10 protein-coding genes are annotated in these 12,431 nt (G+C 48.5%); 3 read left to right on the top strand and 7 right to left on the bottom strand.

The annotated features are described in order from the left end of the window. Window positions 1-328: 328 nt before the first annotated feature. Entirely contained in the window at window positions 329-1,534 is a 1,206-nt protein-coding gene (gene cls, locus AS034_RS16995) for a cardiolipin synthase (RefSeq protein WP_058299459.1), read from the top strand. A 12-nt stretch (window positions 1,535-1,546) separates the two neighbouring features. Further along, window positions 1,547-2,500 (top strand): UV DNA damage repair endonuclease UvsE, encoded by a 954-nt coding sequence (uvsE, locus tag AS034_RS17000; RefSeq protein WP_058299460.1) that lies wholly within the window; start codon window positions 1,547-1,549, stop codon window positions 2,498-2,500. Between the two features lie 41 nt (window positions 2,501-2,541). Here uvsE and AS034_RS17005 read toward each other — a convergent pair whose 3' ends face one another. From AS034_RS17005 to speE, 7 genes are all read right to left on the bottom strand, one after another. After that, window positions 2,542-3,762, bottom strand: a complete 1,221-nt coding sequence (locus tag AS034_RS17005) for an MFS transporter (RefSeq protein WP_058299461.1) — start codon at window positions 3,760-3,762, stop codon at window positions 2,542-2,544. Next, a complete protein-coding gene (locus tag AS034_RS17010) occupies window positions 3,762-4,802 on the bottom strand; it encodes an ArsR/SmtB family transcription factor (protein WP_058299462.1) in 1,041 nt (346 codons plus the stop codon). Before AS034_RS17010 ends, AS034_RS17005 begins: the two co-directional genes overlap by 1 nt. Window positions 4,803-4,949: 147 nt before the next feature. Continuing rightward, on the bottom strand, window positions 4,950-5,129 hold the full coding sequence (locus AS034_RS17015; protein ID WP_032086963.1) for a XapX domain-containing protein: 180 nt from the start codon (window positions 5,127-5,129) through the stop codon (window positions 4,950-4,952). A gap of 115 nt (window positions 5,130-5,244) precedes the next feature. Beyond that, window positions 5,245-6,915, bottom strand: coding sequence for an arginine--tRNA ligase (gene argS / locus AS034_RS17020; protein WP_032086964.1), 1,671 nt, complete (start codon window positions 6,913-6,915; stop codon window positions 5,245-5,247). Window positions 6,916-6,919: 4 nt separating this feature from the next. After that, entirely contained in the window at window positions 6,920-7,369 is a 450-nt protein-coding gene (locus AS034_RS17025) for a YwiB family protein (RefSeq protein WP_058299463.1), read from the bottom strand. Between the two features lie 584 nt (window positions 7,370-7,953). Next, complete coding sequence (gene speB / locus AS034_RS17030) at window positions 7,954-8,826, bottom strand: agmatinase (protein ID WP_058299533.1); 873 nt, start codon at window positions 8,824-8,826, stop codon at window positions 7,954-7,956. A gap of 98 nt (window positions 8,827-8,924) precedes the next feature. Further along, the gene (gene speE / locus AS034_RS17035) at window positions 8,925-9,755 is read right to left on the bottom strand and encodes a spermidine synthase (protein WP_032086966.1); all 831 of its coding nucleotides are present in this window, start codon (window positions 9,753-9,755) and stop codon (window positions 8,925-8,927) included. A gap of 584 nt (window positions 9,756-10,339) precedes the next feature. On the opposite strand from speE, the gene AS034_RS17040 reads away from it, so the two are divergent. Next, window positions 10,340-12,409 (top strand): transglycosylase domain-containing protein, encoded by a 2,070-nt coding sequence (locus AS034_RS17040; protein WP_058299464.1) that lies wholly within the window; start codon window positions 10,340-10,342, stop codon window positions 12,407-12,409. Window positions 12,410-12,431 lie beyond the last annotated feature (22 nt).

Consider the following 12,431-nt stretch of genomic DNA (forward strand, 5'->3'; position numbering starts at 1 on the left):
CGCTTATGATTTCCGTGCAGGACTTCGCTTTCCGCGGGCAGCCCGTGAGCCTCCTCGTCACTTCGTTCCTGCGGGGTCTCACATTAGCTACTCTTCCCGCAGGAGTCTTCGTCCTGCACTCCAATCAACGCTAGTACTGCTGCTATCCTGGAAATCATGACTGCATGATCTAAAAACATCAGATGGTTCGCAGGTCCCTTTTTCTCCCATAGTCAAAAAGTAGTGATTTAAGGTTTCGAAGCCTGTCATTTCAGGGAATAAAAAAAGATGGAACACAATGCAAGTAGACGGACATACTAAGTTTATTGACGATGAGAGAGTGATACGAATGTGGTTAGTTTATGTGATTTTGATTATCGGGGTTTTGATCGCCTGGATGGTGGTCGATTTCAAGCTCGGACGCAGCAGGTTCATAAGGACGCGCACGAGACGGAATTACGGAGATCGTTATAGTGATATAACGTTGATTTCCCGCGGACCGGAGTTGTTCGATAAAATGTTTTATGATATTAAGAATGCGGAATCATCCATTCATATCCTGTTTTATATTGTCCAGAATGATCATCTCGGCCACCGTTTTTTAGAGGTGCTTGAGGAGAAGGCAAAACAGGGTGTGGAGGTCAGGCTTCTGATGGATCAGCTCGGAAGCTCGCAGGTGCCGAAGTCGAAGGTGAAGCTGCTGAAGCAGGCCGGAGCGGAAGTTGCTTTCGCCCAAAAGGTGAAGCTTCCTCATCTCTTCTTTACCTCCCAGCAGAGGAATCACCGGAAGATCACGGTGATTGACGGAAAACTAGGCTATCTCGGGGGATATAATGTCGGCAAGGAATATATTGATGAAAATGACCGGCCGGAACTATCTCCGTGGAGGGACTATCATATGAGGATGGAAGGTGAAGGCGTCCTCGATCTTCAAGCCGAGTTCAGCATTGACTGGCACCGTGCGACACAGAAGGAATTGAAGAACGAGCCCTTATACTTCCCTCCTGCTGCTAAAGGTGAGATAAGGCATCAGATTTTCCCCACGGAGGGCGTCAATATCGAGAAGTTTTTCGGAGAGTTCATCGATGATGCGAAGCATTCCATCGTCATCGGGACCCCTTATTTCATCCCGACCAGCCATCTGATGGATAAGCTGCTCGCCGCTCTCGACCGCGGCGTCAAGCTGGAGATCATCGTACCGAACCAGGCGGATCATGCCCTTGTGAAAGAGGCGGCATTTCCCTATTTCAGGCCCCTCCTTGAAAAAGGGGCGCTGGTATATCAATATATGAACGGCTTTTATCACGGGAAGCTCATGATTGTCGACGATCATTTCTGTGATATCGGGACAGCGAATTTCGATCAGCGCAGTTTTTTCATCAATCTTGAACTGAACAATTTAATATACGACAAAAATTTTATTGATATAGTAAAAAAAGAAGTTGCGAAGGATATTAAGGAATCGGACAGACTTACCGCAAGTGACTTGCAGTCCGTTTCTGTGTTCACACGCATAAAAGAAAAAGTGGCATCTGCGATTTCGATTCTTTTATAGGAGGGATTCAGCATGAAAGTGAGACTGGGATTCGTGGCAAATTCCCTTGCCCTTTGGGATTCAAGTCCCTCCAAAACAATGACTTACAGACGGTTCACCGAACTCCCTCATGAAGAGCGCATGGAGAAGCTGATTGAAGTGACTCGAAAGAATCTGAAACACACTAAACGGATCCTTTATTATTGTGCCGCTCACGAAATCGAGCTGTACCGCCTTTCGAGCTCCCTCGTCCCCCTGGCGACGCATCCGGATGTCGAGTGGGACTTCCATTCTCCTTTTAAAAATGAATGGAAGGAACTCGGGGATCTCATCAAGTCGTTCGGGATCAGGGCAAGTTTTCATCCAAATCAATTCACGCTGTTCACAAGCCCGAAGCAGCATGTCACCGACAATGCGGTGAAGGACATGGTATATCATTACCGGATGCTTGAGTACATGGGGATTGAAAAGGAGGCGGTGATCAATATTCATATCGGCGGGACCTACGGCGATAAAAAAGCAGCGCTCGAACGGTTTCACGAAAACTTGAATGCGATCCCGCCCGAGGTGAAGGAAATCATGACGCTCGAGAACGATGACAAGACGTACAATGTGGAAGAGACGCTTGCCGCCTGTCAAAAGGAAGATATACCGATGGTGCTTGATATCCACCATCATGAAGCGAACCTTGGCAGTCTGCCGCTTGAGGAATGTCTTGAGGATATTTTCAAAACATGGGACAGGCGCGACCTTGTTCCAAAGATACATATCTCCTCACCAAAATCGGATAAGGCGTTCCGCTCCCACGCAGACTATGTTGACCCCGATTTCGTGGAGCCATTTTTCAAAACCCTTAAGAAATTCGGCCAGGACGTCGACTTCATGATTGAAGCGAAGTATAAGGATCTTGCCATGCTGAAACTGACCGAGGACCTCGCCTCTATCCGCGGTGTCAAGCGGATCAGCGGGGGTGTGCTGGAGTTTTGATTTAAAACCGCCGCCTTTTAGACAAGGTGGCGGTTTTTTGATCATCCAATCTTCTGGTTATCTTCCATATGCATTCGGGAATCTCTCCTGAAAAATGAAGTAACGAAATAATATAATCCCGGTATGACGATGACCAGCCCAACTAACATATAGCTCTGCCTTGTACTCAGCACCACAGAAGAGGCAAATAAGATCCCCAATGGCATTGTCACCCTGATAAATAGCAATCTCACTGCACTCAGCTGTGACAGGCGGTCTCTCGGGGCTTCCCTTTGAAACTGAGCGGCATTCTGGGCATTGAAAAGGGGAAAGGTCAGGCCGCCGAATAATTCACATAGCCACGCAAATGGGATGGAGTGGACAAAGTATAAAAACACGAAGGAAAGTCCGCCGCCTATCAAGCCGAAATACATCGTTTGCGCGTTTTTCGTTACACGGGGCAGTAAAAGCATGCCGAGAGCATACCCGACAGGAAATGCCCCGGAAAAAATCCCATAGTGCCAGGCATCACCATTCAGATCGCTGCGAATGAATGGGACACTCAACACCAGTGCCGCTCCAACCGCAAACTGTACAGCAGAGGAAAGGATGGTCAGACGCAAAAGTTGGGGATATTGAAAGAAGGTTTTGTATCCCTCCTTCATCTCTTCCCACCAGAACTTCTTTGTCCATGCCGCCACCTTTTTCTCACTGGTTTGAGGGATTCGTGATAGTGCGAAATAGCTGGCAAGAAACATGATGGAGGAAAAACCATAGATGAAATGCATCGGGCTGACCACAAGTAATAAGGAAGTGGCTCCCGGGGCCAGAAAACTCATCAGCCTGATGGTGCCGTCGAGTAAGCCGTTTGCATCTGCGAGCTCATCATCCTTGCAAATATCGGGCAGTAAGGAGAAGGATAGACTGGCATAAATGGGCTGTATCAATCCCAAGAGGCATTGCAGCAGGACCAATCCTGAAATGATTCCAACTGTGGAGCCGGTCAGATAGCCTGCTAAAGGAAGAAGATAAGCAAACGCCCGGATTAATTGAATTCTCTTCAGCATCTTTTCTTTTACGACATGGTTAAGAAACGGGGCACTGATTCCCTGCAACACCAAGGAAGGAATGAAGTAAACGAGCCAGAGGATGCCCATCCATTCTTTTGAGCCTGTTAATTCAAATAGCAGCAAGCCGTTAATGATCCCTCCGGCAGCCCCGCCGAATTCCGAAATGACTTCCCCTGCCCAAAGCGCCTTGAATGATCTGGAGAATTTCTTCATCATTTGGTATCCAGGAATTGATTCAGTTTTTCAGAAAATGTTTCGATTCTGTGCGGGTTCACTGAATAAACCCCTCTATCGGCGGCCACAAATTTTGCCGCTTTTAACAGTGAAAGCTGATGATGAAGCGACGTTTTAGACATTTGAAACCTGACACTCAATTCCTGCAGCGATAACGGCCCTTTCATAAGCTGGTACAGCAGCTTCAGACGGAGCTCGTCGCCCAGGGCTTTGTGGCCGCGGACTAATTCTGAAGATGGCTCGCCGGGAGAAGCAAGGTAATCATCTTTTAAAGGATAGAAAAAAATTTTGGTGTCCGGGGTCCGTTTTTCCAATTTCCACGGCCTGTAGGCTGCATGGGGAATCAGTTTGACCTTCCATACCCCCGGTTCCGGGAGGTAGTTCACCCCGTCGGTCACTCTTTCAATTTCCTCTACCGGATTTCTTGCATCAAGGCTGCGATGCTGTTTACTCTCATAATCCAGCGCCTTGACCCACTTTTCCCAGTTTTCGTTTTGACTGATCCAGCTGGTCCATTCACCCATGATGGTGATCAGCAAATCCTTGATTTCCTCGCAGGAATACTGTCCAAGATGACTTACATATCCCCCTAAAAATTCATGACCTTCAAAATTGGCAGCGTATTGCTCAAACAGATCAAGTTTCTTGTGCTGTTCAGCTGTTTCCACTCTCATTGTCTCAAGATTTCTGCTTTTATACGGCAGCACGGTTTCATAGAAATCAACTTGTGGAAGCTCATTCAGTCTGTTCGAAAAATCTTGAACGGTCTCTGCGGAAAATTTATCTTGAAGCATGATGAGGGAGTACCAGAAGTTCGTTTTTTCGATTTCATTCAGGTTCTTCACCAAGGTTGGAGGCATGGAAGACGAAGCTTCCGCCCACTCCCTGTCCATGTCGAAGGTGTGCCTGAGCTGCTTATGTGTATACCCTGAGATGCCAAGGATGGATTCCCATACAGGTGACCATTCCACCTCAAGGGATATGGATTCAGCTTCATCTGATTGCAGTAAATGTTTCAAAATAAATAGCCTCCCTTTATCATCGTTGACTTTATTCTAATATTATTGAATTTAATATTCAATATATTTTGAACAATAAATTCAAAATAATTACAAAAGCCCGGAACCATTGAGGTCCGAGCTTTTATAGCTATTTTTATGTAAAAGTTACTTAAACACCGATTCAATCCACGGCTGGATTGCCATGAATGCCTTGAATCCCAAGTAAATCCCTACGATTCCGGCGATTCCTGCGAGGGCAGGCGGAGCAGGGATGGGAAGCTTGAACAGGGCAAAGATGAATCCTACCAAAAAACCGGTCACAATGGCCAGCACAACTGTCTTCATGAGGTACCTCCTAAGCTATGTCTACCCATTATTATACGTTATGAGGAGGAAAATATTAAAAAGAAGGCCCGTCCTTCTCTGCGTTAAAGCAACGAGTGACGGGCCTTCAATTCAATTACATTTTTTCAGGTGCAGCTACGCCGATAAGGGCAAGTGCGTTTTGGAGCGTGACACGCACGGCTTTGACGAGTGCCAGGCGGGCTGTTGTCAGCTCCCGGTTTTCGTTATCAAGTACCTTGTTGGCATTGTAGAAGCTGTGGAATGCCGAAGCAAGATCGTTGATGTAGTTCGCGACACGGTGCGGCGTGCGCTTTTCAGCTGAATCAGCGATCATCTGCGGGAATTCACCGAGCTTCTTCAATAAATCGATTTCTTTTTCCGTTCCGATCAGGCTCAGATCGATGCGGTCCTCGGATGCAAGACCGGATTCTTCAGCCTGACGCAGGATCGAGCAGATACGCGCATGCGCATATTGAGCATAATATACAGGGTTTTCATTGGACTGGGACACTGCAAGATCCAGGTCGAAATCCATGTGAGTATCCGCGCTTCTCATCGCGAAGAAGTAACGAACGGCATCGAGGCCGACTTCTTCCACTAGTTCACGCATCGTCACGGCTTTACCGGTACGTTTACTCATCTTCATCTTCTCGCCATTTTTGTAAAGATGGACGAGCTGGATCACGGCCACTTCAAGCTTTTCACGGTCAAAACCAAGTGCCTCAACCGCCGCTTTCATACGAGGGATATAGCCGTGGTGGTCCGCTCCCCAGATATTGATGAGCACATCATGGCCGCGCTCGAATTTATCCTGGTGGTAAGAGATGTCAGGAGTCAGGTACGTATACGTTCCGTCGTTCTTGATCAGTACGCGGTCCTTATCGTCGCCAAGTTCAGTCGAACGGAACCAGGTCGCTCCTTCTTCTTCGTACACATGACCGTTTTCACGAAGCTTGGAAAGCGCAGCGTCGATTTTTCCGTTTTCGTAAAGGGATGTTTCTGAGTACCATACATTAAACGGCACGCGGAACATCTCAAGGTCCTTCTGGAGCTTGGACATTTCCACTTTCAAACCGTACTCACGGAAAAATTTATAGCGTTCGTCTTCGCTTGCTTCCGCATACTTGGAACCGAATTCTTCCGCAAGCTGCTTCCCGATTCCGATGATGTCGGCACCGTGATATCCGTCTTCAGGCATCGCCACATCCTGGCCAAGCGCCTGGAAGTAGCGTGCTTCCACTGATTTCGCAAGGTTATGGATCTGGTTCCCGGCGTCATTGATGTAGTACTCGCGAGTAACCTTATAGCCTGCTTTTTCAAGAACGTTGCAGAGTGAATCACCGACTGCGGCACCGCGGGCATGGCCGAGGTGAAGGTCGCCTGTCGGATTAGCAGAAACGAACTCGACGTTGACGCGTTCGCCTTTACCGGCATCAGACTGGCCGTATTCGTGATCTTGATCGAGGATCAGCGGGATGAGATCCGTCAAGTAGTCATTGTTCATGAAGAAGTTGATGAATCCAGGGCCGGCGATGTCCATTTTTTCAATGGAAGCCTTAGACTGATCGAAGTTCTTCATGATGTCTTCCGCGATCATGCGCGGCGCTTTTTTCGCAACACGTGCAAGCTGCATCGCCATGTTGGTGGAGTAGTCACCGTGTGACTTGTCCTTCGGCGTCTCCAGGATTATGTCCGGAAGCTGGTCCTCTGAAGCGAGCCCTGCCTTCAGGACCGCTGCCTTGATTTCGGATTTCAGGTTTTCTTGTACTTTCTCGACGATATTCATGCGCCTATTCTTCCTCCTTAAAATTGATCGACATCTCATAATCCCCGACCGGGCTGCCCTGCATGATCAGCTCATAGGAAAGGTTGAAATCCCCTTCTGTCTTGGAGAGATTTTTCGTATGTGAAAGTTTCTTAGTCTTTGTCGTAAGCAAGAGTGTACCCAGCTCGCTTTCATAGGAACCGTTCATCTCTTCCTCTTCGTTGAACACCATTCGCATTTTGACGGCACCGCTCCTCAGGATCAGTGCCTGGGTGTCGGTGACCTTGACGATCGTGTGGATGGTCCCTTCTTCCTGGACTTCGTCGTACTTAAGGAAAAAGGCATCCCCTTTTTCATAGTATCGCCCGAATGAGACGAGCTCAAAAGCGTCGCTTTCTTCACCGACTGTGATAGTTGTTTTTAAGTGAATTTTGACAGGCGTGGATTCACTGTTGAAATCTGTCAAACCACTCACATCCTTTTCTTATTTAGGGTCCGATCTGGAATCTGTCCGTCCGGTTTGGTGGACGGTCTTCCTCTAACTTATTAAGTATAAGAAGTATTGGGGGAAAATGCAATGAGTGGGGGTGAGTTTTGGGATGGAAGTTTGTGAAAGTCGGGTTATATCACTCCGCAAAAACACAATTACCTCCCTTTGATTGCCGCAGTTTATTTCCGTGGAAGACTTCGCATTCCGCGGGCGATTGGTGAGCCTCCTGCTTTTTCATTGGGGGAGGAACTGTCCAGCTACAGGGCTTAGAGGCACATGTCATAAGTCAAACCGGCCAAGAAGGCAAAGAACGCCTTCGTGACCGATTCGCCTTATGCCACACGCCTCTGAGCAAAGCCCCTCCGCTTTTCTGATAGGAGTCTTCGTCTTCCACTCCAATCAACTGCTGGATAGGATATAAACTCAGTTTTTCTCCTCGTAAATTGTGTATAGTGACCTCCCCACCCTTTTCATTTTTGAGACAGGAAGATCAACAGCCACCCATACCTTCTAAACATCAATATAAGAAAAAGGATTACCTTTTTACAGGCAATCCTATTTTAAAAATATTATTTTACCCAGCCCAGCAGCATTTCACGGATGAGTTTGCTGGCTGTGTTGGCTGTTTGTTCGGAGTTGTCGTAGATTGGGGCTACTTCGACGAGGTCGGCGCCTACTACGTTGATGTCGGAGTGTGCGATCGCGTGGATGGATGCAAGCAGCTCCTTGGATGTGATGCCTCCGCAGTCCACGGTTCCTGTTCCAGGCGCGTGAGCCGGGTCGAGTACGTCGATGTCGATGGTGACGTATACCGGACGGCCCGCAAGCGTCGGCAGGATTTCCTTAAGCGGCTCGAGCACTTCGAATTTCGAGATGTGCATGCCGTTTTCCTTCGCCCATTGGAATTCTTCCTTCATGCCGGAACGGATCCCGAATGAATAGACGTTCTCAGGTCCGATATGCTCGGCGATCTTGCGGATCGGGGTCGAGTGGGAAAGCGGTTCTCCCTCGTACTCTTCGCGTAGATCCGTGTGGGCATCCATATGGATGATCCCCAGGTCCGGATATTTCTTTGCGATTGCCTTCATGACCGGCCATGAAACGAGGTGCTCCCCGCCCATGCCGAATGGGATTTTCCCGTCGCCTAAAACCTGGTCGATGTAATCCTCGATCATATCGATGCTGCGCTGCGCATTTCCGAACGGAAGCGGGATATCGCCTGCATCGAAGTATTTTACTTCTTCAAGCTCGCGGTCAAGATAGGCACTGTATTCTTCAAGTCCGATCGACACTTCGCGGATACGCGTCGGGCCGAAACGTGAACCCGGACGATAGCTCACTGTCCAGTCCATCGGCATCCCGTAAAGCACGACTGAGCTTTCTTCGTATGAAGGGTGGCTCTTAATAAATACATTACCTGAATAAGCTTCATCAAAACGCATCATATTCAAACCTTTCTCTATCGGGGGCGGACATCCGAAGGCCCGTCCTCCTTTATTTAATACAAGACCGGGGGACCCCGGTCTTTGATTACTTACTATTATTCAGTCAGGTCTTTGACGAATTTAGGAAGCACGAATGCTGCTTTGTGCAGTTCCGGGGTGTAGTATTTTGTCTGGATTTCGTGGAAACGCTCTTCCGGCACTTCGATTGGGTCGTGTTTTTTCGATCCGATTGTGAATGCCCACATGCCGCTTGGGTATGTCGGGATATTCGCTGTGTACAGGCGTGTAACAGGGAAGATTTCCTTTACATCACGCTGTACCTGGCGGATAAGGTCCGCTTTGAACCAAGGGTTGTCACATTGAGCGACAAAGATCCCGTCTTCTTTAAGAGCTTTTGAGATTCCTGCGTAGAAACCTTTAGTGAAAAGATTTACAGCCGGCCCGACAGGCTCAGTGGAATCGACCATGATGACGTCGTATTCATTTTCACTTTTCGCGATATGCATGAATCCGTCGCCCACCTGGACATCGACGCGCTCGTTTTCAAGCTCGCCCGCGATTTCCGGCAGGTATTTCTTTGAGTATTCGATGACTTTTCCATCGATATCGACCAATACGGCTTTTTTCACGCTTGGGTGCTTCAGCACTTCGCGGATGACTCCGCCGTCCCCGCCGCCTACTACAAGAACGTTTTCAGGATTCGGGTGTGTGAATAATGGTACGTGTGCGACCATTTCGTGGTAGACGAATTCGTCTTTTTGGCTTGTCATGACCATGCCGTCAAGGAAGAGCATGTTGCCCCATTCTTCTGTTTCGGCCATTTCGAGGTATTGAAAATCCGTTTGTTCTGTATGTAAAGTCTTTTTGATTTTCATTGTGATTCCGAAGTTGTCTGTTTGTTTTTCTGTGTACCAAAGTTCACTCATTTTGTTTCAACTTCCCTTCTTTGTTTTTATAGGCTCTTAATCGCCGCTTATTGATTTCCGTGCAAGACTACGCTTTCCGCGGGTGACCCGTGAGCCTCCTCGGCTTCGCCTCCGGGGTCTCACATTGGCCACTTCTCCCGCAGGAGTCTTCGTCTTGCACTCCAATCAAACGCTGGATCCGGTTAATACATAATGGGACAAACTAAAAATTTGTATGTCTATTCTAGCTGTAAACACTTTTATCACTGAAAACCAATAACAGCTTAGGTTTCCAAATGCAAAAGTCACTTAACATCACAGATATTGAGTACAAAATAAATAACGTCATGGACAGACGTCATTTTTATCCTTCCCTATCATGATAAATACAAACATGAGAAAAAGTATAGTGGAATCTAGCAAAAATTCAAGTGAAATTTTTTCTATCTCTAGTACGTTTAAAATCTCTGCAAACCTTTCATACTGATTATATAGAGCTGCAGTTTGCGGGAAGGCCCGTCCCTCACCGCTTTAATGTGTTGAGGGACGGGCTTCGGGAATGGATTTTCATAGAAAACTATTTTATGGAGAAGGCGGGATCGGGGATGGAACTGATGACTCGTGCTGGATTGGAGAAAACAAAAAAATATGTGAGAGCGGCCGTTATTTTGTCTCTTTTCTTATCTGTCCTTATGCTCATCGGGCTGATCGGGGTGCTGACGTATGCTAAGTTCCAGGGTCCCCCTCCGCTTGCGGTCCCTCAGTCCACGCTGATTTACGGGGATGACGGCAAGGTGATCGGCGAGACGAATACTGGGGAGAAACGCTATTGGGTGGATCTCGAAAAGATTTCACCGGCACTTATCGAGGCGACAATTTCAATAGAAGACAAGAATTTTTACCAGCATTACGGATTTGATTTAAAGAGGATAGCAGGGGCCGCACTCGCCGACATAAAGGCGATGGGCAAGGTCCAGGGTGCGAGCACCATTTCCCAGCAGTATGCCCGGAACCTCTTTTTGACGCATGATAAAACGTGGAAGCGGAAGGTCTCAGAAGCCCTTTATACCCTCCGGATCGAAATGAATTACAGCAAGAAAGAAATCCTTGAGGGATATCTGAATACGATTTATTACGGTCATGGTGCGTACGGTGTCCAGGCAGCAAGCCAATATTATTTCGGAAAGGATGCCGACCGGCTGACGCTTGCCGAGGCGTCCCTGCTCGCCGGGATCCCGAAAGCGCCGTCCTACTATTCGCCTCTCAAATCGGCCGAGCATGCGAAGAATCGTCAGGAGCTCATCCTTGATTCCATGAAGGAAGACGGATTCATCACGAGAGAGGAAAGTGAGATCGCGAAGGCAAAGCCGCTCAAAATCACCGGGGAACACGCGCATCAAACGGTGGAGACGGCCCCTTATTTTCAGGATGTGGTGAAAAATATCCTCCGCACCGAACTGGGGCTCGATGAGCGGACGATCGAGATGGGCGGACTCAAAGTCTTCACGACGCTGAACACGAAGCACCAGGATATCGCTGAAAAAGTGGTCGATGAACAGATTGGGGAAGGATCCGACATCCAGCTCGGGTTTGTCTCGATGAATCCGAAGAACGGCTACGTCACCGCTATGGTCGGGGGCAGGAGCTATGAAGAGAGTCCATTCAACCGGGCGGTCCAGGCGATCCGCCAGCCTGGCTCGACGATCAAGCCGCTCCTGTACTATTCAGCACTCGACCAGGGGTTCACACCTGCAACGACGATGAAGAGCGAGCTCACTACGTTCACGTTTGACGATAATAAAAAATATGCACCGCACAACTACAACAACAAATACGCGAATGATGATATCACGCTTGCCCAGGCGATCGCGCTTTCCGATAACGTCTATGCCGTGAAGACGCATCTGTTCATGGGTCAGGATACCCTGGGGAAAACGGCGAAAGAGAAGTTCGGCCTCACCACCCCGGTCAAAAAATTTCCGTCCTCCGCCCTCGGAACATCGGGGGCGAGAGTGATCGACATGGTGAACGCCTACAATCTATTCGCCAACGGCGGCTACAAAGTGAAGCCGGTATTCATCACCCGTGTCGAAGACTGGTCGGGGAAGGTCATTTATGAAAAAGAAGTGAAAAAGGAGCAGGTCCTGGATCCCGACAAGGCGTTCGTGATGACGCATATGCTGAGCGGGATTTTCGATCCGAAACTGAATGATTACTCCACCGTCACCGGGATCCAGATCCGCAAAGACGCAACCAGGCACTATGCGGGAAAATCCGGGACGACCAACACCGACAACTGGATGATCGGCTTCTCACCACAGTTGACAGCGGGGGTATGGACCGGTTATGACAAAGGGAAAGACATCTCGCTTGTCCACGATAAGCTCTACGCGAAGAAAATATGGGTTCATTTCATGGAGGAAGCCCTGAAGGACGAACCCGTAAAAGCGTTCAAGCCGACCAAGGGCGTCGTCGGGGTCGCGGTCAATCCCCATAACGGCAAGCTTGCCACCAAGGATTGCCCCGTCCAGCGCTTCACCTATTTCGTGAAGGGCACTGAACCGACCGAATACTGCAAGGAACACCTTGGCGAAAAAGAAGCACCAAAAGAAAAACAGCCGTCCAAAAAGGACAGTAAACCTTGGTACAAAAAACTGAAGGATTGGATCTTCTGATTTAAAGGCCCGTCCCTCATCG

The organism is [Bacillus] enclensis (genome assembly GCF_001456935.1).
Classification (GTDB): domain Bacteria; phylum Bacillota; class Bacilli; order Bacillales; family Bacillaceae_B; genus Rossellomorea; species Rossellomorea enclensis.

What these genes read in the sequence shown, in the direction of transcription:
- cls (WP_058299459.1), top strand. Translation starts at nt 329, where the DNA reads ATGTGGTTAGTTTATGTGATTTTGATTATCGGGGTTTTGATCGCCTGG.
- uvsE (WP_058299460.1), top strand. Translation starts at nt 1,547, where the DNA reads ATGAAAGTGAGACTGGGATTCGTGGCAAATTCCCTTGCCCTTTGGGAT.
- AS034_RS17005 (WP_058299461.1), bottom strand. Translation starts at nt 3,762, where the DNA reads ATGAAGAAATTCTCCAGATCATTCAAGGCGCTTTGGGCAGGGGAAGTC.
- AS034_RS17015 (WP_032086963.1), bottom strand. Translation starts at nt 5,129, where the DNA reads ATGAAGACAGTTGTGCTGGCCATTGTGACCGGTTTTTTGGTAGGATTC.
- argS (WP_032086964.1), bottom strand. Translation starts at nt 6,915, where the DNA reads ATGAATATCGTCGAGAAAGTACAAGAAAACCTGAAATCCGAAATCAAG.
- speB (WP_058299533.1), bottom strand. Translation starts at nt 8,826, where the DNA reads ATGCGTTTTGATGAAGCTTATTCAGGTAATGTATTTATTAAGAGCCAC.
- speE (WP_032086966.1), bottom strand. Translation starts at nt 9,755, where the DNA reads ATGAGTGAACTTTGGTACACAGAAAAACAAACAGACAACTTCGGAATC.
- AS034_RS17040 (WP_058299464.1), top strand. Translation starts at nt 10,340, where the DNA reads ATGGAACTGATGACTCGTGCTGGATTGGAGAAAACAAAAAAATATGTG.